Source organism: Bradyrhizobium sp. 147, from assembly GCF_023073935.1.
GTDB lineage: Bacteria > Pseudomonadota > Alphaproteobacteria > Rhizobiales > Xanthobacteraceae > Bradyrhizobium.
In genome coordinates this window covers 24,602-47,981 of record NZ_JADPKL010000022.1, presented here as the reverse complement: position 1 = coordinate 47,981, position 23,380 = coordinate 24,602, and the positions used below count along the sequence as shown (strand labels likewise).

Below are 23,380 nucleotides of genomic sequence, written 5' to 3'. Positions count from 1 at the left end.
ACGGGCGCGCTTCGCGAGCGGCTTGCTACAGTCCTGCAAACAACAAGGGGGTCACTTCCTCATGTCGCTGCGGGGTCAAATCCGGACGTCGCTTGACAGTTGCTCGGACTCAGACGGATACTTCATTGCCGATGTCGACTGGGAGTCCGATCACGGGCATTATCGTGTGCGCATTGACGGTGAGTGGGTGCTGGTTCCTGACGGGGCCGTGGTCACGCAGCCGAACAAGACCGGCAGGACCATGGTGTGGAAGTACTATATCGATGGTCATCCGCGGGTCCGCTGTTTCATGCCCGGCACCATGATGTGACTTATGGTCCTGACGCGACGCGGAGCGGTCTGGCATTCGATCTGGGCTTGCTTGCGCAGTGCGATACGTACGACAGCAGAAGCGTTTCCTAAAGACGCTCCGACCACGAGTCAGTGACCCATTGCTCGAGCTGTTCGGGCCGCAAGTCAACGCCCGTGCCGGGACCTTCCGGTACCGCGAGCATGCCGCGCTGATCAACCGATGGTGTGCCGGCGAGGCGCAGGAGCGGGTTATCCATCATGTCGTACTCCATGAATGGATACGCTGCGCAGGCCCCTCCGCGACGTGGTTCAAGCACAGCCGACATTTGAAGCGAGGCGTGGAAATTTACGGCCGTGCCAAACACGTGGGGCATGATGGGTAGATCATAGGCTTGCGCGAGCGCCCAGATTTGCCGAAAGCCGCTGTAACCTCCACATATCGAAAGATCGGGTTGAAGAATATCGAAGGTACCTGCGGCCAGAAAATCGCGGAAGGCACGCAGGCTACCGAGTGCCTCTCCGCCAGCGGTGGCAACCTTGGCGGCGCGCGTAAAGGATTGATAGCCCGGGAGGTCCTCCGGCTGAACTGGTTCTTCAATCCAGAGCAGGTCGGCATCCTCCATGAACTTTGCGGCCCGGATGGCGGCTGCTGCGGTATAGCTCTGGTTGATATCAACCATGATACCGATATCAGGGCCCACCTGCTTGCGAAGCGCGTTTGCCATGGTGCCGTCGGCTCTCGGCTCAACGCCGCCTCGGGGCTTGATGGCTTTGAAGTTCAGCGAAAGATACTGATCGACCTCGCGCTGATACTCCCGGTAGGGATCGGGCTGCATTCGCACGAAGGGGCCGCTTGCGTAAGCGAACACCTCGTTGCGCACCGCTCCGCCCATTAGCGCTGCTACGCTGATTCCGTGCATTTGCGCAGCAAGATCGTGCAAGGCGATGTCGATGGCCGATATCGCCATCATTGCCGCCCCGCGCCGATCATACCCGAGACAACCGCACATCGATTGAAAGTGGCGGCCATTGTCGGCGGGCGACTTGCCCAGGATGAGTCCGGCGAGCCGGGCACGAATAAAGGCGCCGGCGGCGTGTGGGGAATTGCCCGCCTCTCCCCACCCGGAAAGGCCGCTATCTGTTCGTATCTGGATAAGCAACGCGTCCCGCTTCCGGAACACATTGAGAGCGTTTCCCATGGGCTCGGCCAGCGGGAAGCTAAGATGGAAACCATGAACTTCGGTTATTTTCATAGCAGCTCACTGAGTGCACGTAAGGCCGGGGGTCAGCCCGGCTGAATGTTTCCCTTCTCCACGATACGCGTCCATTTGGCGATCTCCTCATCGATACGTGTGGCAAATTCGGATGGCGAGCTGCCAACGGAAACAAAACCGAGTTCCGTTGTCCTCAATCGGAGTGTCTCATCTTTGAAGGTCCTTCCGGCAACCTCTGCGAGCTTGTCGATGATGCGAGGCGGCAGCGCAGCCGGTCCGACCATGCCGAAAATCGGCGTGGCGTCGGCGGCCGGCAAGCCGGCCTCGGCCATGGTGGGGACGTCGGGCAGCTGTGCGATACGGGCGCTTCCAGTAATGGCCAGGCCACGAACCAGACCCTGACGGACCTGCTGTCCGATAGCTGCGACGGTGGCAAACGTCATCTGGACCTGTCCGCCGATCAGATCGGTAATAGCCGGTCCTCCGCCTCGATAAGGCACATGAAAAATATCGATCTCGGCGGCTTGTCGCAGTTGCTCTCCCGCCAAATGAATGGCCGTTCCAAGCCCAGCCGATGCAAAGTTGATCTTGCCCGGCTGAGCTTTGGCAAGGGCAACGAACTCCCTCAGGCTATTGGCAGGCACTGAGGGATGCACGACCAGAACGAGAGGGGAAGTCGCCAAAAGCGAGATCGGCGCAAAGTCTTTTTTGGTATTGTAGGGAAGTTTCGTGCGAAACAGCCCGGGGTTAATGACAAACGCGCTATCGATAACTCCTATGGTATGGCCGTCGGGGGAGGCGGTCGCGACTGCCTGCGTGCCGACCATGCTCGCGCCGCCGCCGCGATTATCGACGATGACGGGCTGGCCCAGCGCACGCTCCATTTCCGGTGAAATCAGCCGCGCAATGATGTCGGAGGCACCTCCCGCGGCATACGGTACGATGATTTTCACGGGTCGTTGCGGGTAACTCTGCGCCTCGACTGTTCGCAGGAAAGGCGAAACATAAATCGCCGTTGCCAGCCCTGAGCCGACCATCGTTCTTCGTGTAAATGAGCGCATGGCTCTTCTCCATCACCCAAGGGCTCTGTCTCGGGCAGAGCGGCGGCTTTGAGCCGGAGCCGTGGCCGATGCGGCAAGACCGAACCAGCCTAAGGCATGGTTTCCCCGCGTCTCATCAATCGTTGAATTTGAAACCGGGTAAGGCCTCGCCCGGCGGTCCCGGATCGGCAATCGAAGCGCAATTGGACTGCATCGGAGTCCCGGCCAGCGCCGCCTGAACGAATGCAAGTTCGTCGGAATAGGCTGCGTGCACCGTTCCGTTATGGCTCACGCCAGCATAGGTCTTCCAAACCACATGGCTCCCTGCAGCGCAGAGTGCTGCAACCGCAGCATATTGGCGCTGCGGGTAGATCGACTTGTCGGCCAGGCCTGTGGCGAGAAAGACCGGTACCGGCATTCGAACCGGACTCATGTCTATAACGGTGCTTACGCGATCCGCGATTTCAGGGTCTTTCAGGCTGTTTGCCAGAGTGAGGCCGTTGCTGCGAACGACCTGTGCAAGCTCCGCGTTACATCCCTCTCGGGCGGCTTGCAGCAATGGCTTCGCTGCCTCAGTTACGAGGTCGTCCGGCTTTCTTGCGTCGTCCCCGAGAGCACCGCCGATCATCATCAGAATGGTGAGTTGCGGCGGAACTGAACGTGCAAAACTCTCATCGCTGGAAGGCTTCTTGTCTGCGGCGGGAAAGGCGGAAATGACGCCGGTGGCGATCGATGCTTTTATGTTGAGTTCGGGTGCGTAGGAAGGCGCGAGGCGCGTTGCCCCGAGGGAGGCGCCGGAGCCCTGCGACTGGCCCGTGATGATGATCGCGTTGGCGATCTCTCCGTTTGAATGGTCGAGCGCTGCTCTTGCGGCATCGAGCACCGAGCGCCCTTCTGCTTCCCAGTTCAGATAAGGATGCGGGCCGGGCCCGCCGAGACCCTGGTAGTCGGTCGCCACGACGGCGAACCCTTGTTCCAGCCAATTGTTGATGTACTCGCCGTCCCTGGGTCGATGCCTGCTCCACGACGGGGCACATCTGTCGGAGCCGCCGAGCGTGCCGTGCGCCCAGGCAACAAGCGGCCATCCGCCCTGTGGCGCGGCTCGCTTCGGAAGATAAAGCGTGCCGCTGACCGGAATGATGCCGGATCGCCACCTTACATCCACCGAAGTGTACAGGATTTTCTTCGCCGTTGCGGCCGCAACGATCTCAGGCTGCTCCGGTATGCCCTCCTCGCGTAGCATGAGACCTGGCTTCTCGGGCAAAGCGGCGGTCCAGCGATAGAACGGCGACAGATCCTGATCACCAACGGTCGGGCCCTGAGGTAGCGACTCCGCTGCGGCGTACAGCACGCCCGGAAGAGGCAAGGCGCAGAGAGCGAGTGCCGCGAGGCTCATTTTTGCAAGTGCTTTCATCGTTTCGTTCCTCCGCTTTTTGGTGCAGCTCAAGAGGCTGCGCTCCTTCGTGACTCGTCGCATGTTTGCTTCAGCACTAAGCGCACATGGCGAGCTGCGCATGCGCCCCCCCAGTCGAAAACTGCATTGGCAGTCGATCGAGAATCCTATTCCACCTGCAACCCGATCCGCCGGATGACACCTCCCCACTTGTCCGACTCCGTCTTGAGCAGCGCAGCGGCTTGAGCCGGGCTCGTAGCCCGCGGCTCGAGACCGACCTTGGCGAACTGAGCCACCGCGTCAGGCTCCTGCAGCACGGCATTCAGTGCGGTGTTGATCTTGCCGACGGTTTCGTCCGACATCGCTGCCGGACCGTAGAGCGCGAACCATGTTTCGACTTGGTAGTTGGGTAAGCCTGCCTCGGCCGAACTCGGCACGTCCGGCAGCAGCGGCGTACGCTGCTGCGATGGGACGACCAAGGGTCGCAATTTTCCATCGGCGATGTAGGGCGCCGAGTTACCGACGGCGTCGATCATCACCTGCAGTCTTCCGCCGAGCACATCGGTTAGCGCAGGTCCGTTGCCGCTATAGGGAACATGCAGCATTTCGAAGCCGGCCATGTTCTTCAGCAACTCGCCGGCGAGATGCAGGATGACGCCGGTCGCAGAACCGTAGGCGAGCTTGGTTGGGTTCGCTTTGCCGTAGGTGATCAGTTCCTGCAGGCTGTTACTGGGCAGGCCAGGATTGACCGAGACCACCAGAGGCCCGGTGCCGATCAGTCCCAGCGAAGTGAAGTCGTTGATCCCGTCATAGGGTGCGAGCTTGCGCAGATGCGGATACACCGCGTGGGTGGATACGCCGCCGAGCAGCAGCGTGTAGCCGTCGGGCGCCGATCTTGCGACGAATTGCGATCCAATGATCGCGCCCGCGCCGGGCCGGTTCTCGATGACGATTGACTGTCCCAGCCGTTCGCGCATCCGCTCTGCGATGAAACGGGCGAGGACATCGCTGCTCCCGCCAGCCGCGTAGGGCACGATCAGCTTGATGATCCGGTTGGGATAGTCGCTCTGCGCGCGGGCAAGCCTGGGAGTTGCGAGCGCGCTGAGCAGGCCAAGGCTAGCCCGCCGCGTCAGCCCTCTGGGCATTGTCATCCTGACTCTCCCGGTCTTTCGCCGGGCGCAAGGCGCGCGGCGCTATTTTCCGGCTTTCGAGCATGCCCGCCGTTTCCGCCTTAAGCAGGCCGAAACCTCCTGCAATCGACCACCACATGTGATCGGCGCGATGGACGATCAGGCATTCGAGGCTGCGATGCATCAGGTCGCCCTCGTAGGAATGGCCGAGTGCGATGTGCACGATTTCCTCGGGTAGCCCGACTGCAATGCAAATGTGGGCGCCGTAGACCGGATGTCGAAGTGCGGGCGAACCCGCCTGCGACTTGTCTGCTTCCCACCGCCTGCGGTTGGCAGGATCGAACTCCCAGGCCTTGCCGACATCGTGCAGCAGTGCACCCGCGAGAACGATGTCGCGATCGACAATGGCTTCGGGAAATTCCTGCGCAAACTCGTCTGCGATCGCGATCGCTAGTCGGGCCACGCTGCGCAGGTGTACCGCCTGGCTGCCCCGCTTTAGCGCAAAGACGCCGGGCGTCGCCTCTCCGGGAATGGCGGTGAGCCGCGGAAAATCCGTTTCGGCTAATGCATAGGCCCAGGCCTCGATGGCCTTGCGGCGCAGTTCTTCATCACGGACGTGCGCAAGTTCCGGCAGATCCTCAAGCACCGTCGCGCGCAGCGCGTCTGTGAGGGGGCGGGGCTGGCGCCGATCAAGGAAATACATGGACAACCACTATTCGTCTCGATCCATGTTGCCGCCGCCCCTAACATAGTTTCAAATACCGATTTGATCATAATTCATGCTCTGGAGTTATATATGTCAATCAGCGTACGGGAGATGGACGTCTTCCGGTGCGTCATGCAATCAGGCTCGGTGACCAACGCCGCCACCGCCTTGAATATTTCGCAACCGGCGGTCAGCCGCATGCTGCAACAGGCGGAGGACCGCCTCGGCTTCAAGCTGTTCGTGCGCCAGAAGAAGCGGCTGAAGCCGACGACCGAGGCGCAGACGCTTTTCGCAGAAGTCGTGAACGTGTTCGCGGCGATCGAGCATACTCAAAGGTTGGCGCTCGAGCTTCGCGACGGCCGGGCTGGGCTCCTGACGGTTGCGACCGTGACCGGGTTCGGTCACACCATTGTGCCGCAAGCGGTCCGGCGCTTTCGCGCCGAACGGCCGGACGTCTCCGTTGTCATTCAAACCATGACAGGGCCGGAGGTCGTTACCCGCGTCGGCCAAGGGCGAGCTGATCTCGGCCTGACCGTCGGCCCGATCGGGGATACGTCCCTCGAGAGCACTATTCTCTGCACGACCAGGCTCGGCTGCGTGCTTCCGATCGGTCACCCGCTGGTAGCTAAGGATGCATTGAGCGCGCCCGATCTTGCCGACGAGCAGGTGATTTGTCCTGGTCCGCATTTGTCGATCGGAGCCGCAATCGTCGTCGCCTTTGCCGAGGCGAATTTGCACTTGCGCATCGCGGTGGAGGCATCGCAGTCGAATATCGCCTGCGAGCTGGTTCGTGCCGGTGCCGGCATCGCGATTCTGGACGGCCTTGGGCTGCTCAGTGCCCGAACCGATGATCTCGTCACGCGTCCGTTCGCGCCAAGCCTGCATAGTGTCGCGCGGCTACTGAAAGGAACAAAACGCCCGGTCTCTCGTCTGGTGGAAGAGTTTGCCGATGTGGTGCAGAGGGTTACGGCCGATAGCGGCTTGACTTAAGCGTTCGCATCCCCGGCTCTCGATCGAACCCGCGGCGCATTATTGCTGATGCTGTCAATCGCGCAAACGGAGCGCAGCGTTAGCCACGCCACCAGTTCCGGTTCATCGTGGGCCCTGAGGACAGCGCGGAGCTGCCGGACCTAAAGCCCTTCGTCCGCGACCTCATGCGGCAGACGGAGCAGGACCTCGGCACTAGGCTCGACTGGGTCGCTGCTGACCATTCAACACCGGCCATCCGCATACCCATATCGTCCTGCGCGGCAAGCATGACGAAGGAAACGACCTCGTCATCGCGCGCGACTACAGTTGCCACCCGACCAGTCGATCGTGCTGGTCTCGGACCTGCGCCAGTCCGAGCGATCAAGCTGCGGCACTATGAGGACGCAAACTTCGTCAGCCGTCTGCGCAAGCGCCCGTCCTTGGTGGGCGACCAGTATGCCGAGCGGCCGGCGGCCCGACGATCTTCTTCCCTCGTTCTGAAGAGCATCCCTGATCAAACCAAAACTGTCGGCTTACGTCCCTGAAAGTGTGGCGCAGCGGCTCGCACTAGCAGCCAAGCGTCCCGGGCAAGAACGAGGCGATGAGCGAGGCCAACCGCATCCTCGACCTCCCAGTCGAAGTGGCGGTTGCGAGCGTCATCGCCGCTCCGTTACCACCCGTTCCATGAAAGGGGTGACGTCGCGTCAACCGATTCTTCGCGTCGTGGAGAGCGCCACCACGTCGCGAGCGCTGCCGGGGCTTCCGCTTTGGCGGTAAGCCCGGCGGCGGGCACGCGTTCTTTGCGCTATTGCGCGCGGCGCACCCGTGAGCTTCGCGGGCTTCGTTCGGACGGGTGTCAGGCTCCTCAACGGCGATGGGAGCGTCTCCCAACCTTGTCCCCAAAGATGGTGCTTGCAGAAAAAAGAGATCGTGTTATAAGTTAAACGGTCGTTCGGATTATTATTGGCCGAAGCCGACGGCAGAGTGGCGGGACGACGGACGAGCCGTGGGAGGTCCTGGAAATGAACGTCATGCCGCGCGTGTGGCATTGGAGCGAACTTATTCGGCCGGACCGGGTGCACGGCTCGCTGTACACTGATCCTGCGATATTCGAGGCCGAGCTGCAGAACATTTGGTATCGGACCTGGATCTATGTCGGGCACGAGAGCGAGGTGCCCAACGCCAACGACTATGTCGTCAAGTCGATCGGCCCCCAGTCCGTGATCATGACGCGCGACGAGCAAGGCAAGGTAAACCTCCTGCTCAATCGTTGCTCGCATCGCGGCAATCAAGTCTGCTCCTTCGAGCGCGGCAATGCGCGCTTCTTTACGTGTCCGTTTCACTCCTGGACTTTCGCCAATGACGGTCGTCTGGTCGGCTATGCCTTTCCGGACGGCTATGAGGGGCAGGACCGGTCTCATCTCGCGCTCGGGCGCGTGACGCGCGTCGAATCCTATCGCGGCTTCGTGTTCGGCTCGTTCGCAGCCGAAGGGCCGACGCTGAAGGAGCATCTCGGAGGAGCGGCCGAAACCATCGACCGCCTGGTGCGCACCTCGCCCGAAGGCGAGGTCGAGATCACCGCGGGATTCCTCAAGCATCGCGTGAAGGCGAACTGGAAGTTCATTCTCGAAAACGAGTGCGATGGGTATCACCCGGCTTTTGTTCACACTTCGATTTTCGGCGTCGCCGATAGCATGATCGGCAAGCTCTATGGCGGCGCCTCGACCGCGCTGACCCGCGATTACGGCAACGGTCATACCGAGATCGACCTGCGGCCAGAATTCCGCAAGCGCGACCTGCCGATGAGCTGGTTCGGCACCAGCGAGGAGCGGCTGCCGGACTACACGGCGCGGATGAAGGCAACCTATGGCGATACCTCTGCTCGCCAAATCATGATCGACGGCACGCCGCATGTGATGATCTTCCCGAACCTGTTCATCGCCGAGATCCAGGTGTTCGTGATCCAGCCGCTCGGTGTCGATGATAGCGTGCAGCACGTCACGGCACTCCAGTTCAAAGGCGCGCCCGATCTCAACCGCCGCCTGCGGCAGCAGACCATGGGGTCGGTCGGTCCGGCCGGCTTCCTCCTCGCCGACGATTCCGAGATGTACGAGCGCTGCCACCGGGGCGTGCAGGCGCGCAATCCCGAATGGGTTTTCCTCGGACGCGGCGAGAAACGCGAGCGTCGGGACGAGCTCGGCTTCAAGGTCGGCCACGTCACCGACGAGGTGCCGTCGCGCGGCATCTGGGCGCATTATCGCAAGCTGATGGAGGCAACCTGATGCTGTCGCGCGAGAGCAGCGCCACGCTGATGAGCGCCGTTACCGCCTTCCTCTATCGCGAGGCGCGGCTGCAGGACGAGCATCAATACGAGGCCTGGGAAAAACTTTGGACCGATGATGGCGTCTATTGGGTCCCGGCCAACGGAGCGAATATCGATCCGGAGCGGGAGATGTCCATCATCTACGACAATCGCTCGCGGATCGCGCTACGCGTGCGCCAGCTCATGACCGGCAAGCATTTCACCCAGACACCGCAATCGAATCTGCGCCGGCTCGTCTCCAACATTGAGCTAATGGACGAACAGCCGGGTGGTGATATCGCTGTCGCCAGCAACAGCCTGATCTTCGAATCGAGCCTGCGCGACGATACGCTGTGGGCCGCCCGCAACGAATATCGGCTGCGTCATGTCGAAGGCGAATTGCGCATCGCCTACAAGAAGGTGGTGCTCGTCAACAATGCCAAGGCGATCTACACGCTGTCGTTCCTTGTCTAGGAGAGGTCTTGCGCCATGATCGACAAGGGACCCGTTCTGCTCGACATCGACGGTGGCATCGCCCGCCTGCGTCTCAACCGGCCCGAGGCCGCAAACGGCATGAGCGTCGAGATGCTCAGCGCGCTCTGCGATGCCATCATGGCCTGTCACGGCCATCCCGGGCTGCGCGTAGTGCTGCTGAGCGGCGAGGGGACAAACTTCTGCGGCGGCGGCGACGTGCGCGCCTTTGCATCAAAGGGCGAGAAGCTTCCGGACTATATACGCCAGGCCACGGCCTACCTTCAGAACGCGGTCACTGGTCTATTGCGGCTCGAAGCCCCCGTCATCGCCTCGGTGCAAGGTTTTGCGGCCGGCGGTGGCGGCTTCGGTCTCGTCTGCGCATCCGATATCGTCATCGCGGGGGAATCAGCGAAGTTCCTGGCGGGAGCCACGCGCGTGGCGATGGCGCCGGATGCCGGTGTGTCAGTCACGTTGTCGCGCCTCGTCGGCCTGCGCCGCGCGATGTCGATTCTGCTGACCAATCCGGTGATCCCGGCGGCCGAAGCACTGCAGATGGGGATCGTCACCAAGGTCGTTCCCGATGGTGAGCTCGCTGATGCCTCGATGCTCCTGGCCCGCGAGCTCGCGGCCGGCGCGCCCAAGGCGCTTGCCGCGACCAAGCGCCTGGTCTGGGCGGGCACCGGGACGAGCATCGAGCAGTGTCTGTCGGAAGAGGCGCGCACCGTCTCCGAACTGTCAGGCATGTCCGACGCGCGCGAGGGTCTTGCGGCCGTGATCGAGCGGCGCAAGCCCGTCTTCACCGGACGCTGAGGCGTGACGGGGCCCCTGCCATTCGGACGCCTCGACAGCCGTCGCGCCTTCGTGTCAGGCGGCGCGCGGGGTATTGGAGCCGCGATCGCGCGGAGCTTTGCCGGTGCGGGAGCCCACGTAATGATTGCCGATCTCGATCTTGCTCTGGCCTCCGAACTGTCGCGACAGCTGGGCGCGGTGGCGGCAAAGGTCGACGTCGCCGATGCAGGTGCTGTGCAGGCGGTCGTGGCGCAGCACGGGCCGTTCGACATCCTCGTCAACAACGCTGGGATCGATCAGCACGCTTTCTTCACCGACAGCTCGCCGCAGGACTGGGCCAAACTCATCGCGGTGAATCTCACCTCCGTGCTGGCCTGCACCCACGCCGTGCTGCCGGCGATGCACGCTGCAAGGTTCGGTCGCATCATCAACATCACGTCGGAAGCGGCTCGACTCGGCTCCAGGGGAGGGTCGATCTATTCCGCGGCCAAGGGGGGCGTGATCGCCTTCACCAAGAGCATGGCGCGCGAGAACGCACGCTATGGCATTACCGCGAATGCGATCGCGCCGGGGCCGATCCGTACACCGATGCTGGAGCAGGCGGTCGCTGGGGGCGGTGAGAAGATTTTGCGCGCGATGACGGATGCGACCCTGCTCGGCCGCCTCGGCGAGCCGGAGGAGGTCGCGGCTGCTGCGCTGTTCCTGGCATCCGACCAGGCCGCCTATATCACGGGAGAGACGCTGGGCGTATCCGGCGGCATGGGGATCGGCGGCTGAGATGAACGAAGCGGCCAGCGATATTGGGGCCACCCCGGTCGATCGTGCCATTGAGCGCCTCCGGTCGATCTATCGCAACTGGACGCGTGATACCTCTGTCGAGCAGATGCGCTGCGATTGGGATGAAGCGTTCGCCGGCTGCTCAGTACCGGTGACGTGTCGCCAGGTGTCTGCCGGCGGTGTGGATGGCGAGTGGACCGCGTCGGCCGCTGCGCGGCCGGACAAGGCGATCCTCTATCTCCACGGCGGCGGCTTCCGCATCGGCTCAATTGCCTCGCATCGCGACCTGATCGCACGGATTGCGCAAACCAGTAGCTGCCGCGTCCTGGCGATCAACTACCGTCTGGCGCCCGAGCACCGCTTTCCGGCGGCGCTGGACGATACGCTGACCGCCTATCGATACCTGCTGGATCAGGGCTTGCGACCGGCCGACATCGCGCTCGCGGGAGATTCGGCCGGAGGCAACCTTGCGCTCGCCGCCATGCTGGCCTTGCGCGATCGCGGCGAGACGCTCCCGGCAGCCGCTGCACTGATGTCACCGTGGACCGACCTCGCTGCGACGGGGGCCAGCTATGAAAGTCGGGCCGAGGTCGACCCGATCCATCAGCGTGCGATGATCCTGGCGCTGGCGAAGAACTATCTCGGCGCGGATGGCGATCCGCGCCACCCGCTGGCCTCGCCGCTCTATGCCCGTCTGTCCGGGTTGCCGCCGTTGTTGATCCAGGTCGGCGACCGCGAGACCGTGCAGGACGATTCGACCGCGTTCGCCGCCAAGGCCAAGGCTGTGGGCGTGAACATCGATCTTCAGGTCTGGAGCGGCATGATCCACGTGTTTCAGATGTTCCCGGAAATCCCGCAGGCGCGCGAAGCCCTGGCGGAGCTTGCAGCATTCTTACGCAGACGTCTTCACATCGACGACGGGAGAGCGGCACAATGAACGTCATGACCTCTGGCCCCCGCCAGTCGACCGAAGGTGAGTTTCATTTCTCGGAGCAGCCCAATCTGCCCGAGGAGCTCCGCATGCTGCGCGAGCAGGTGCGTCGTTTCGTCGAGAAGGAAGTATTGCCTCATGGCGAGGCGTGGGAGCGCGACGGCAAGATCCCGCGCGAGATATTTCGCCGCATGGGCGCGCTGGGCTTCCTCGGTATGCGCCACGCCGTCGAATATGGCGGCACGGAGATGGGGCCGCTGGCGTCGATGGTGTTTGCCGAGGAGCTCGGGCGGTCCAGCTTCGGGGGCTTCACCTCGTCGACGCTCGTGCACACCGACATGTCAGCGGTCCACATCTCGCTGCGGGGCACGCCCGAGCAGAAGCAGAAATATCTGCCTGCCATCATCCGCGGTGAGACCATCTGCTCGATCGCGGTGACCGAGCCGGATGCGGGCTCTGATGTCGCGGGCCTGAAGACACGCGCGATCCGCGACGGCGAGGGATGGGTGATCAACGGTGCTAAGATGTTCATCACCAACGCCGTTTATGGCGACATCCTGATCGTCGCCGCCCGCACCGATCCGCATGCCAAGGGCAGCCGGGGAATTTCGCTCTTCATCGTCGAACGCAACATGCCGGGCATTGCGGTGACGAAGCTCGACAAACACGGCTGGCTCTGTTCCGACACCGCCGAAATCGCGTTCGCGGACGTTCGTATACCGGCCAGCGCCCTGCTCGGAGAGGAAGGCAAGGGCTTCTACGGCATCATGGAGACCTTCCAAAACGAGCGCATCTGTATCGGCGGCATCTGCGCCGGCGAATCCGCCAAGGCGATCGAGCTGACGACAAACTATGTCAAGACGCGGGAAGCCTTTGGCGGGCCGCTTTGGAACCAGCAGGCCGTGCGGCTCAAGCTCGCCCAGCTCGCAGCCAAGGCAGCGGCCGCGCGCCAGCTCGCCTATCACGCGGCCGAGCTTGCCGCAGCGGGACAGCCCTGCCTGCGCGAAGTGTCCATGGTCAAGGCCCTGTCGCCCGAGGTGCTACACGAAGTCGTGCATGGCTGTCTGCAGCTGCACGGCGGCAGCGGCTTCATGCGGGGTACGCCGATCGAGCGCATGGTCCGTGATGCGCGCGTGCTGACGATCGGCGGCGGCGCCACCGAACTCATGCTGGAAGAAGTCGCGAAGCGGATGTAACCGGGCGATTTGGACGGGAGCAAGAGACATGCCGAAGACTCGTTCAGATATCGCTCGCCTGCTTTATACGGCGCTGACTGTCGGGGACAAGGAGCAGCTTGAGATGCTGCTCCACCCGGATTTCGTTGGCGAGATCGCAGAAGGGATGCCGTTCGGCATTGGAGGGCGGCACGAGGGCCCCACTGCGATGCGTCGCAGCGGGTGGGGAGCGATCGCCCGGCATTTTGCGGCACGTGCCGAACCAGAGCGCTTTCTTGAGGTCGGAGAGGCCTGCCTGCTTGTGACGGGTCGGTACCGCGGCGAGGGAAAGCAGGGAGGAGCTCCTCTCGACGCGTCCTTCGCGCATCTCATTACATTCGAGGGTGAGCGCATCACACGCCTCGAACAATATACTGACACCGCTCGCTGGCATGATGCCGCGGGCCCCTTCAAGGCCGTCCTCCTCGAGATCGCAGACGGCATTGCAACTCTTCGGCTCAATCGTCCGGACCAAGGTAATGCCATCAATGAAGAGATGGCCGCGGATCTGGAAGAAGCCTCGGCGCGAATGGCCGAAATCTCCGGTTTGCGCGCCGTCCTGATCGCAGGGAACGGGAAGAATTTTACCATGGGCGGCGACATCAATCTATTCGCCGGTACACCGCCGGCCGAGTTGCCGGGCAAGCTGCGTCGCATGATCGATGGCTATCATCGCGCGATAGATCGCCTGACAAGCATGGATGCACCGGTCGTTGCGGCAGTGCGTGGCGCCGCCGCGGGAGGTGGGTTGGGCCTCCTCTACGCTGCAGATATCGTATTGGCATCCACTGACGCGCGTTTTGCCCTCGGATATAGCGCGCTGGGATTGACGTCTGACGGCGGCAACACCTGGTTCCTGCCGCGGATGATTGGCATGCGGCGGGCGCAGGAGCTCTTCCTGCTCAATCGCCGCCTGACGGCGCAGGAGGCGCTGGAATTCGGCCTGGTCTCGCGTCTCGTGTCGGACGACTCTGTCGAAGCGCAAGCGATGGCGGTCGCGAGGGAGCTGGCGGCGGGGCCGACGCAGGCCTTTGGTGCCATGCGCCGTATGTTGCGGCAGTCTTTTGAATCAAGCCTCGGCGCCCAGCTCAAAGTTGAAATTGAATCCATCGTTGCCGCGAGTCGCTCTGACGATGCACGCGAGGGCATCGCCGCGTTCGCATCCAGGCGTCGGCCTGTTTTCAAGGGGAAATGACCGGGGGCTGTCCCGGCCATTTCTCGGCGGCCTTACTTCACCGGCTTGAAGCTCAGTGTGGCGGCATCGGCCTGCATGATCTGCAGCTTCTGGTTCGAGAAACGGACGCCGGGACCGAAGCTGACCGGCGCCATCACGCCGGTTTCCACGTTCTTCGTCTTTTCGAGCTCGCTGATCGTGCAGGCCCAGGTCGGCTGCTTGCCGCAGCGCTCGATCGCCGCGATCAAGACCTTCGCCGCGGCATAGCCTGTCATGGTGTAGCGGTTGATGCCCTTGAACTCGGCCTCCGACACCAGCGGCCTGGCCTTCTCCAGGAACGCCTTGCCGGCCTCGCCGGCGAACGGCTCGACATAGTCAACGGCGTAGATGCCGTCGCCGGCCGGGCCCATCAGCTTGAGCACGGGCTCGATCCGGCCGGGCCAGAAGATGCCGGTTACCGGCTTGACGTTGAGTTTCTCGAGCTCCTTCATCATCGCGATGTTCTCCGCGATGATGCCGCCGGCCAGAAACACTTCGGCGCCCGAATCCTTCAACTGAAGCATGTCGGACGAGAAGTCCTGCTGGCCTTTCTTGTAATTGCCGCTGTAGACGACGTTCAGCTTTTTTGATTTCACCACGGAATCGAAGCCGTCCCGCACGGTAATGCCGTAATCGTCATCCTGCGTGATCAACCCCCATTTCTTGCCGGGGTTCTTCTCGGCGAGGTAATTCACGAGGTGGATGATCCCTTCCTCGTAAGACTGGCCGACCACGAACACGTTCTTGCGCGGGGGCTCCCACAGGAGCTTGACGGGTGCGACGTCGATCACGGTCGGGATACCCGCCTTCTCCAGCACGGGCATCACGGCGATCGACTGGCCGGAGCCGGAGATGCCGAGCATGGCGAACACCTTATCGACCTCGATCACCTTCTTGGCGCCCTGGATCGTGCGCGCGGTGACATAGCCGTCGTCCTCCAGCACGTATTTGATCTTACGGCCGTTGATGCCGCCGGCATTGTTGGTTTCCGCGATCGCGATCTTGTGGCCGATCGATGCGGCGACGCCAAGCAGCGCCGGCGGTCCGGTCAGGGGCTCGACGTCGCCGATCAGGATCTCGGTGTCGCTGATGCCGGGGTCGGCGGCAAGCGCGCCGCTGCCGGCCAGCAGGGTCGTCGCGAGCAACAGTGACGCGGTCGTCAGATGATTTTTCATTTCTGTCCTCCCTCCAATATCGGTTTTGTCAGTAACGCAGCGGCCAGTTCACCCATGCGCGTCTGATGTCGTGCCAGGCGCCGACCAGGCCGCGTGGCTGAAAGCGCAGGAACAGGATGATGACGAGACCGTAGAGCATGCTCTTCAGCTCCTGCGCGCCTGTGGTGAACACCGCGTCGATCTGGGCGCTGAACAGGCTGAAAACGAGGCGCGTTGCTTCCGGCAGCAGTACGATCACGATGGTGCCGAGCACGGCTCCGAGCGCCGAACCGAGGCCGCCGACGATCAAAATCGCCAGCGCCTCGATCGAGAGCAGGAACGGAAACCCTTCGACGCTGACGAAGGAAAGATAAATTCCGTAGAGCGCGCCGGCGATGCCGATGACGAAGGCTGACGTGACGAAGGCGAAGAGCTTGTAGGCATGCAGGTTGATGCCCATGACGCGAGCCGCGGTGTCGTTGTCGCGGATCGCGACGAAGGCGCGGCCGACCCGGCTGCGGCGGATGTTGAGAGTGGCAAACAGCGTCAGAATGGCGACGCCGAGGCAGAGATACGTGAATGCGGTGTCGCCGTCGAAGCTGATGCCAAAAATCTCCGGCCGCTGCACGGAGATGCCGCGGGCGCCGTTGGTAAGCCATCGCATCTCCAGGATCACTGTGTTGATGATGAAGGAGAAGGCGAGTGTTGTGATGGCGAGATAAAGGCCCTTCAGGCGCAGCGACGGCGCACCGACGATCAGGCTGGCCAGCGCCGGGACAATGCCGGCACCGAGAAAGCCGAGCAAGGGGTGCATGTGATACTTCGATACGAGGACCGCGTAGGCATAGGCCCCGGTGACGAGGAAACCAACGTGACCAAGGGAGATCAGGCCGGCGTAGCCGGTGAGGATGTTGAGGCCGAGCGCGGCGGTCACCGTGATCAGGATGATCATCAGGAACGACAGCGCGTAGGCGTTCAGGACATAGGGCGCGGCGATCAGCGCCAGCACCAGAACTGCCGACCACAGCCAGACCGGTGGGGAATCGATCAGCGCGACGAGTTCGCTGTAGGTCTGCTTGTAATCGCCTGTGCGCATCGCTTTAAACCCTCTCGATGTCGCGTTCGCCGAATAGGCCGAATGGGCGGATCATCAGGACCACGATGATCATCGCAAAACCCGCGATCTCCTTCATGCCAGAGCCGATATAGCCACCGGCGAGATTCTCGGCGATGCCGATCAGCAGGCCGCCGAGGCCGGAGCCGAGCACGGCGTCGAGCCCGCCGAGGATGGTTGCGGGAAACGCCTTGAGTCCGAGCTGGAACATCGCGGGCGACAGGTCGTAGGACAGCGCGAAGAACACGCCGCCGATCCCGGCGATGACGGAGGAAGCGGCCCAGGCCAGCGCATGGACGCGGGTGGCGCTGATGCCCATCAGGAGCGCGGTCCGGTCGTCGGCCGCGACGGCGCGCATGGCGACCCCCATCTTGCTGTAGCGGAAGAATGCCCAGATTGCGGCCAGCAGCACCAGCAGCGTTGCGATGACGGCGATTTGGCCGGTGCGGACGCCGATGCCACCGATGCGCACGATGTCACGGCCCATGCCGATGTCGAGGTCGTGCGGGTAGGCGTCCCAAATGAAGTTGATCGCCGAGCGCAGGATCACCGCAAGCCCGATGGTCACCATCACGGTGGCGAAGACCGGCTCGCCCAGCATCGGCCGCATCACGACGCGCTCAATGACGAGACCGAGCAGGATTGCAGCGAGAATCGCGCCGAAGGCGACCACGACCACATTGCCGCTGACGGTCGTCGAGATGGTCCAGGCGATATAGGCCGTGATCATGGTCATCTCGCCCTGCGCGAAATTGACCAGCCCGGTCGACTTGTAGATGACGGCAAAACCCATCGCGATCAGGCCATAGATGGCGCCGATCGCAAGGCCGGAGATCAGAAGTTGCAGCAGATACTGCATGTCAGCTCTCCGCAGGATAGATGATGGCGAGCTCGCGCGCGAACTTCTTCTCGATCATGGCGCGGCGCACCTTTTGGGTGGCGGTCAGCTCGCCGTCGTCATGGTCGAGCTCCTTCTCCAGGATGGCGAAACGCCTGACATTCTCGACCCGCGCGAAGCGTTTGTTGGTCTCGTTGACGATGCGCTCGACCAAGTCGTGCACTTCGGGCAGTTGCGACAGCGACTTGTAGTTGGTGTAAGCCAGCGCGCGGTCGCGCGCCCAACGGCCGACATTGTCGTAGTCGACCTGGATGATCGCGCCGAGATACTTCTTCGCTTCGCCGACGACGATGGCTTCCTTGACGAATTCGGAGTCCTTCAGCGCATTCTCGATCTCGGAGGGCGCGATGTTCTTGCCGCCGGCGGTGATGATGATGGCCTTCTTGCGGTCGACGACGGCGATTTCGCCATTGTCGAGCACTTCGATGATGTCGCCGGTACGGAGCCAGCCGCCGGTCTCAAGCGAGGCGGTGGAGGCCTTGTCGTCGAGGAAGTAGCCTTTGAAGACGCCGGGATTGCGCAGCAGGATCTCGCCGTCGTCGTCAAGCTTCCACTCGGTCTGCGGCAGCGGCAGCCCGCAGCCACCGATCCGGTGATGGCCCATCGCCTGGACGAAGGCGACACCGCCGCTCTCGGTGAGCCCGTAGCCTTGCGATACCGGGCGGCCGATGATGTCGAAGAAGCGCAGTGTCTCCGGCGAGATCGATGCGCCCGCGCAGAGCCGATGCCGGCTATAGGCGAAGCCGAGGTGGCGTTGCAGATTGCGGAACATCAGGAGATAGAGCAGGCCGTAACCGGCGCGATCGAACAGGCTTTCCTTGCCCGCCTGCCAGCGGTCGGAGAGCTTTCTGCCCCAGGCGAGACAGGCCCTGGTCAGGCCTTGCCGCAGCTTCCCGCTTTCTCCGAGCTTGAACAGCAAGCCCTGTTGCAGCTTTTCGTAGATGCGGGGAACGCCGACGAAGAAAGTGGGCGCGATCTCGCGGATGTTGATGGCGACGGTGTCGATCGACTCGGCAAAGCTGACGGTGCCGCCGAGCACGAGATGCATCACCATGCCGTAGCAGCGCTCCGCGACGTGGCACAGTGGCAGATAGCTCACCGCCTCGAACGGCTTGTCGGCGATGCCGACGGCTTCGGCGTAGGTATAGGCGGCGTAGACGAGATTGCGGTGGGTCAGCATCGCGCCTTTGGGCGGGCCAGTGGTGCCCGAGGTGTAGACGAGGATGCAGACATCGTCGGGCGCGCCTTGCGAGATCATGCGGTCGAGCGCGGCATTCGCGTCAGGATGCTCGCGCATATGGGCAAGGCCGCGCTGGCACAGCGCCTCGAATGACATCAGCGTCGACTGGCGGTAGTGCCGCAGCCCCTTCATGTCGGTGCAAACGATAGCCTCGAGATCCGGCAGGCCGCCATTATTGGCCATGGCCTCCAGCACCTTGTCCGTCTGCTCCTGGTCGCCGGTAACGACGACGCGAGCGCCGGAATGCTTGACGATATATTGCAGCTCGACCCAGGGGTTGGTCGGATAGATGCCGACGGACACGGCCCCGATCATCTGCGCGCCGAGGTCGGCGTAAAACCATTCCGGCGTGTTCTCTCCGGCGATAGCAATGCGATCTCCCGGCTTAATGCCGAGCGACAAGAGGCCCAGCGCGATCGCCCGTGCCGTCTCGTAGTAGTGCCGCCAGGAATAGGGATTCCAGATGCCGTAGTCCTTTTCGCGCAAGGCCCGCGCATCGCCATGCATGGCGGCACGCTGCCGCAGCATCTGCGGAATCGTGATGGCGGCATCCCTGAGCGAGGCGTGGAAGGTGGCCGCGTCGGTCGTTGGCGCGCTGCGGGCGGCGTTTGCTTGCAGTGGTATAAGCGTTGAGCGAAGGCTATCGAGCGTCGACATCATGACCCCGCCTTTGCAATTGGACTGGCGCGCCGGCCGCCGAGATAGGCTTCGGCGACGGCCGGGTCGTGCCTGACCTGATCGGGGGTACCTTCGGCGATCTTGCGCCCAAAATTGAGGACGTGGACGCGATCGGAGATGTCCATGACGATCCGCATCTCGTGCTCGATCATCAGGACCGTAATGCCGAGCTCGTCGCGGATATCGAGCACAAAGCGGGCGATGTCCTCGGTCTCCTCCTGGTTCATCCCGGAGACCATCTCGTCGAGCAGCAGGATCTTTGGCTCTGAGGCGAGCGCGCGCGCGAGTTCGACGCGCTTCTGCTGGCCATAGGACAGCGTCCCGACGACCGCGTCTCTGACATGCTCGATCTCGAGGAATTCGATGATGTGCTCGACCCGTTGCCGCGCCGCGATCTCCTCGCTACGGGTACGGCCGAAGAAGATCACGGCATCGAGCACGTTGGAGCGCAGATGGGTATGACGGCCGGTGAGGATGTTCTCGACCACCGTGCCGTGCTTGAACAGCGCAAGGTTCTGGAATGTGCGGGCGATTCCGGCGGCGGCGAACCGCCAGGGCGAGATGGTGGATAGGTCGATGCCGTCGAAGACGATGCGGCCGCCGCTCGGCCGCAGCACGCCGGAGATCATATTGAACAGGGTGGTCTTGCCGGCGCCGTTCGGGCCGATCACGCTGCAGATCTCGCCCGGCGCAACTGTGAGGTTGACATCGGCAAGCGCCTGCAGGCCGCCGAAGCGCTTGCTGAGGTTCTCGACGGTGAGGAGCGCGGTCACGACAGCCACCGCTTGCGGCGCTTGTAGTGCTTGATCTCGCGCAGGCTCTTGCGGTTGCCTGAGGAGGCGCCGAGATAGAACTCCTGGACATCCTCATTCGCCGCGAGCTTCTTGGCGGTGCCGTCGAGCACCACGCGACCGGTTTCGAGGATGTAGCCGTAGTCCGCGATGTCGAGCGCACGCTGGGCGTTCTGCTCGACCAGCAGCACCGTCATCTTCAACTCGTCGCGCAAGCGGACGATCACTTCATAGATGCGATCGATGATCAGCGGCGCGAGCCCGAGCGAGGGCTCGTCCAGCGCGAGCAGGACAGGATCGGTCATCAAGGCGCGGCCGATCGCAAGCATCTGCTGCTCGCCGCCGGACATGTAGCCCGCGATCTGATCGCGCCGCTCGTAGAGCCGGGGGAACAACGCAAACACCTGGTCGCGGCGTTCGCGCGCGTCAGGGCCGGTGCGGGTGTAGCCGCCCATCTGGAGATTCTCGTCAATCGTCAGCGCGGCAAAAACGCGGCGGCCCTCGGGCACCTGGACCATGCCGCGCCGGACTAGTTCGTCGGGCGGCAATTGATGGACGTCTTCGCCCCGGAAGCGGATGCTGCCGTTCTCGATCACGCCTTCCTCGGTATAGAGGATGCCGGACATTGCTTTCAGCAGCGTGGACTTGCCTGCGCCGTTGGAACCGAGTAGGGCGACGACGCCGCCCTGCGGCACCATAATCGAGACGTCGCGGATGGCCTCGATCGCGTTGTCATAGACGACGCGAATATTGCGGAATTCGAGCAGGCCATCGGGCATTGTTGCCGCTTGTGGCGCAGGAGACGGCGTCTGGAGCGGGATCGTCGTCGGCATCGCGGTCAGATCCGGCTCGACTGCGGCAGGCGAGGGCGCGCGGACAAGATCGCATCGGTCACGATTTTGGCGGTTTCGGCGCAGGCCTGTGTGCCGCCATTGCCATATTGCTTGACGGCGTCACCAACGCACCAGAGACCTGCGATGCCGGTCTCCCGCGGCAAATCGTAGCCGGCGCAGCTCCGCTGGGCTGGCCAATCGTCCCGCATGACGCGGATCGAGAGGATTCTTGCTCGATCGAAATTGCCGAACTGCTCGCGCAGATCAGCGAGGGCGAGCTCCACTTCGGCATTCGAATCGAAATCGCCTAGCGCGGGGACTGGTACGGCATAGGCGACATAGAGGTGCCAACCGGCCGGTGCGAGCTCCGGGCAAGTGGCCGATAGGTTTGCCATGTTGCAGAGCCGTCGCGTCTTGCCGAAGGTGACGATGCCGGGATGGTTCACCAGCGGCTCGCGGCTCGCGATGTTGATCACGATATTGGCGGCGGGCCGCAAGTCGTTTCGGACTTTTGCGACGTAGCCGGCAGGGAAGGCCGCTTCGCCGGCCAGCGCGACGGTGGCTTTCGGTCCGGCATTGCTGATGACGAGGTCGGTCTCAATGCGTACCGGCGCGCCATTCCTCTGGACTGCGACGCCGATAACACGGCCATCGATCGTGTGGATTTCGGTGGCCGGTGTTTCGAGCCAAACGTCGCCGTTTCGCTTGATGGCATCAGCAAGACTGGTCCAAACGCCGATCGTTCCATCCGGGCAGAAGCCGAATTTCTTGAAGGCACCCTTGCTGGTGAAATAGGTGAGGAAGGCGCGGGCCGGCAGCTCGGCGGCGTTGCAGGCGAAAATCGCAGCGCAAAGATTGCGAAAGAGCGCGTGGACCGTGGCGTTGTTGGTGTAGGCTCTGAGCCAATCCTCGGTCGATTCCCGACCGTCTGGGAGGTTGCCGGATCGGGCATCGGCGAACCTCTCTAGGATGCGGGAGGCCTGCTTCGTGAGTTGCCCGAGCAGTAGTGACCAGCCGCCCCGGCCGACGTCGATTAGCTTGCCGTCGATGAAGAAGGAGCTCGCAGGCTCCGGCGCTCGGATGTTGAGGGGCGCGCCGACGGTGCGAAAGGTCTCCTCGAACACGCCGCCGAACTCAATCGCGATCGCGCCGATATTGACCTTGAAGCCGTCGATCTCTTCCGTCGAGGCGCGTCCGCCGAGCCGGCTTTTGTCGTCGACGACAAGTGTGTGCAGCCCGCCATAGGCCAGCCGCGCCGCGGCGCACAGACCACCGGCTCCGGCCCCGATCACGACAGCATCGACCTTCTGCGCGTCCACGAACTGCCTCCCTGGATGCCGCCGGGTTGGCCCCGCGTGCCCCTATGTCCTTGCTGTGTTGAGGTTCAACATATTATAATCCGACCGGCCGTTCAAATTATTTTTTTGATCCAGATCAAATTTGGGCGGTCAGGCCGAAGAGTTCTGGTGGACGGCGGTGGCCAACACGGGACGATGCGAGCGTGTCGGTAGTATAGAGAGCGGAAGCCGTCGGATTGCGACGGCACGCTCGGAATGTGAGAGACGGTCAATGGCGCGAACGCGCTCCGAGAATTACGACGACATCCAACGCGGAATTCTATCTGCGGCCTGCGGCCTGTTTGCGAGCCAAGGCTATATGCGAGCTTCGATCGCCGACCTCGCCGATGCATGCAAGCTCTCGCGCGGCGCGCTATATCACTATTTCGACTCGAAGGAGGCGATCCTCTTCGCCATCTTGGACGAGCATGTCCGCCGGATGATCGCCGATGTCGAAGCTGGGATCGCAAAGCATGCATCCACGCTTGATCAGTTCCGCGCTGCGATCCATGCCATCGTTGATCTTAATGCGCGCTCGCCGCAGGAGCAGCGCCTGATTCTTAACGATCTGACCTTCCTAAGCGAAGCCGACCAGCAGACTATCAAGTCTCTCGAGCGCCGGATTGTCGATCTTGTCTCGGGGCTACTGCTGAAGCTCGACAATCAAGGCAAGATCGTCAAACGGACCAGGAAGGTCTACGCGATGATGCTGTTCGGAACACTTAACTTTAGCCACACCTGGTACGATCCGAATGGCGGCATTGGCCCGGGTGAGTTTGCGGATTTGGTCGTCGATCAATTCCTGTATGGGATCGCGGGCCAAGCCGCGCCCAAGGCCCTGCGCGCCGCGCCATGATTGGCGATGACTTCGAGGGATCGCGATTCGTTGTTA

At 62.7% G+C, this 23,380-nt stretch carries 22 protein-coding genes and 1 pseudogene; 11 read left to right on the top strand and 12 right to left on the bottom strand.

Translation table 11 applies throughout. The features are described 5' to 3' along the window. The first annotated feature begins 61 nt into the window (after positions 1-61). Positions 62-310, top strand: a complete 249-nt coding sequence (locus IVA87_RS05345) for a hypothetical protein (protein WP_247332957.1) — start codon at positions 62-64, stop codon at positions 308-310. Positions 311-398: 88 nt separating this feature from the next. Here the strand turns inward: IVA87_RS05345 and IVA87_RS05340 are convergent, their stop codons facing one another. The 5 genes from IVA87_RS05340 to IVA87_RS05320 all read right to left on the bottom strand — a co-directional run bounded on the left by IVA87_RS05340 (position 399) and on the right by IVA87_RS05320 (position 5,714). After that, a complete protein-coding gene (locus IVA87_RS05340; protein WP_247332952.1) occupies positions 399-1,544 on the bottom strand; it encodes a mandelate racemase/muconate lactonizing enzyme family protein in 1,146 nt (381 codons plus the stop codon). Positions 1,545-1,576: 32 nt separating this feature from the next. Then, on the bottom strand, positions 1,577-2,566 hold the full coding sequence (locus tag IVA87_RS05335) for a tripartite tricarboxylate transporter substrate binding protein (protein WP_247305886.1): 990 nt from the start codon (positions 2,564-2,566) through the stop codon (positions 1,577-1,579). Between the two features lie 115 nt (positions 2,567-2,681). After that, on the bottom strand, positions 2,682-3,959 hold the full coding sequence (locus tag IVA87_RS05330) for a lipase family protein (protein ID WP_247332951.1): 1,278 nt from the start codon (positions 3,957-3,959) through the stop codon (positions 2,682-2,684). Between the two features lie 146 nt (positions 3,960-4,105). After that, a complete protein-coding gene (locus IVA87_RS05325; RefSeq protein ID WP_247332950.1) occupies positions 4,106-5,089 on the bottom strand; it encodes a tripartite tricarboxylate transporter substrate binding protein in 984 nt (327 codons plus the stop codon). After that, positions 5,055-5,714, bottom strand: a complete 660-nt coding sequence (locus IVA87_RS05320; protein WP_247332949.1) for an HD domain-containing protein — start codon at positions 5,712-5,714, stop codon at positions 5,055-5,057. Before IVA87_RS05320 ends, IVA87_RS05325 begins: the two co-directional genes overlap by 35 nt. On the opposite strand from IVA87_RS05320, the gene IVA87_RS05315 reads away from it, so the two are divergent. The 9 genes and pseudogenes from IVA87_RS05315 to IVA87_RS05275 all read left to right on the top strand — a co-directional run bounded on the left by IVA87_RS05315 (position 5,685) and on the right by IVA87_RS05275 (position 14,425). Then, positions 5,685-6,764 (top strand): LysR substrate-binding domain-containing protein, encoded by a 1,080-nt coding sequence (locus tag IVA87_RS05315; RefSeq protein WP_247332948.1) that lies wholly within the window; start codon positions 5,685-5,687, stop codon positions 6,762-6,764. The genes IVA87_RS05320 and IVA87_RS05315 overlap by 30 nt on opposite strands. A gap of 86 nt (positions 6,765-6,850) precedes the next feature. Beyond that, a pseudogene (locus IVA87_RS05310) lies at positions 6,851-7,068 on the top strand (conjugal transfer protein TraI); the annotation flags it as partial. Between the two features lie 697 nt (positions 7,069-7,765). Further along, on the top strand, positions 7,766-9,025 hold the full coding sequence (locus IVA87_RS05305) for an aromatic ring-hydroxylating dioxygenase subunit alpha (RefSeq protein WP_247332947.1): 1,260 nt from the start codon (positions 7,766-7,768) through the stop codon (positions 9,023-9,025). After that, complete coding sequence (locus tag IVA87_RS05300) at positions 9,025-9,519, top strand: aromatic-ring-hydroxylating dioxygenase subunit beta (protein ID WP_247332946.1); 495 nt, start codon at positions 9,025-9,027, stop codon at positions 9,517-9,519. The genes IVA87_RS05305 and IVA87_RS05300 overlap by 1 nt, the downstream gene beginning before the upstream one ends. Before the next feature lie 15 nt (positions 9,520-9,534). Further along, on the top strand, positions 9,535-10,329 hold the full coding sequence (locus IVA87_RS05295) for an enoyl-CoA hydratase-related protein (protein ID WP_247332945.1): 795 nt from the start codon (positions 9,535-9,537) through the stop codon (positions 10,327-10,329). Positions 10,330-10,332: 3 nt separating this feature from the next. Next, entirely contained in the window at positions 10,333-11,085 is a 753-nt protein-coding gene (locus IVA87_RS05290) for an SDR family oxidoreductase (protein ID WP_247332943.1), read from the top strand. Between the two features lies 1 nt (position 11,086). Next, positions 11,087-12,022 carry an alpha/beta hydrolase gene (locus IVA87_RS05285; protein ID WP_247332941.1) on the top strand — a complete coding sequence of 312 codons (936 nt, stop codon included), beginning with the start codon at positions 11,087-11,089 and terminating at the stop codon, positions 12,020-12,022. Next, a complete protein-coding gene (locus tag IVA87_RS05280; protein WP_247332940.1) occupies positions 12,019-13,212 on the top strand; it encodes an acyl-CoA dehydrogenase family protein in 1,194 nt (397 codons plus the stop codon). The genes IVA87_RS05285 and IVA87_RS05280 overlap by 4 nt, the downstream gene beginning before the upstream one ends. A gap of 28 nt (positions 13,213-13,240) precedes the next feature. Beyond that, positions 13,241-14,425 (top strand): enoyl-CoA hydratase-related protein, encoded by a 1,185-nt coding sequence (locus IVA87_RS05275; protein ID WP_247332939.1) that lies wholly within the window; start codon positions 13,241-13,243, stop codon positions 14,423-14,425. A 32-nt stretch (positions 14,426-14,457) separates the two neighbouring features. On the opposite strand, the gene IVA87_RS05270 is transcribed toward IVA87_RS05275, so the two are convergent. Genes IVA87_RS05270 through IVA87_RS05240 form a run of 7 tightly spaced genes read right to left on the bottom strand, consistent with a single transcriptional unit; the run spans position 14,458 to position 22,470 of the window. Continuing rightward, complete coding sequence (locus IVA87_RS05270; RefSeq protein WP_247332938.1) at positions 14,458-15,618, bottom strand: ABC transporter substrate-binding protein; 1,161 nt, start codon at positions 15,616-15,618, stop codon at positions 14,458-14,460. 28 nt (positions 15,619-15,646) lie between these two features. Next, the gene (locus IVA87_RS05265) at positions 15,647-16,693 is read right to left on the bottom strand and encodes a branched-chain amino acid ABC transporter permease (protein ID WP_247332937.1); all 1,047 of its coding nucleotides are present in this window, start codon (positions 16,691-16,693) and stop codon (positions 15,647-15,649) included. Between the two features lie 4 nt (positions 16,694-16,697). Next, positions 16,698-17,570, bottom strand: a complete 873-nt coding sequence (locus IVA87_RS05260; protein ID WP_247332936.1) for a branched-chain amino acid ABC transporter permease — start codon at positions 17,568-17,570, stop codon at positions 16,698-16,700. Between the two features lies 1 nt (position 17,571). Beyond that, positions 17,572-19,509 carry an AMP-binding protein gene (locus IVA87_RS05255; RefSeq protein WP_247332935.1) on the bottom strand — a complete coding sequence of 646 codons (1,938 nt, stop codon included), beginning with the start codon at positions 19,507-19,509 and terminating at the stop codon, positions 17,572-17,574. After that, the gene (locus IVA87_RS05250) at positions 19,506-20,300 is read right to left on the bottom strand and encodes an ABC transporter ATP-binding protein (RefSeq protein ID WP_247332934.1); all 795 of its coding nucleotides are present in this window, start codon (positions 20,298-20,300) and stop codon (positions 19,506-19,508) included. The genes IVA87_RS05255 and IVA87_RS05250 overlap by 4 nt, the downstream gene beginning before the upstream one ends. Continuing rightward, positions 20,297-21,151 (bottom strand): ABC transporter ATP-binding protein, encoded by an 855-nt coding sequence (locus tag IVA87_RS05245; RefSeq protein ID WP_247332932.1) that lies wholly within the window; start codon positions 21,149-21,151, stop codon positions 20,297-20,299. The genes IVA87_RS05250 and IVA87_RS05245 overlap by 4 nt, the downstream gene beginning before the upstream one ends. A gap of 5 nt (positions 21,152-21,156) precedes the next feature. Next, complete coding sequence (locus IVA87_RS05240) at positions 21,157-22,470, bottom strand: FAD-dependent oxidoreductase (protein WP_247332930.1); 1,314 nt, start codon at positions 22,468-22,470, stop codon at positions 21,157-21,159. A 121-nt stretch (positions 22,471-22,591) separates the two neighbouring features. On the opposite strand from IVA87_RS05240, the gene IVA87_RS05235 reads away from it, so the two are divergent. Beyond that, positions 22,592-23,344: a TetR/AcrR family transcriptional regulator gene (locus IVA87_RS05235; protein WP_247332928.1), complete on the top strand. Its 753-nt coding sequence runs from the start codon at positions 22,592-22,594 to the stop codon at positions 23,342-23,344. Positions 23,345-23,380 lie beyond the last annotated feature (36 nt).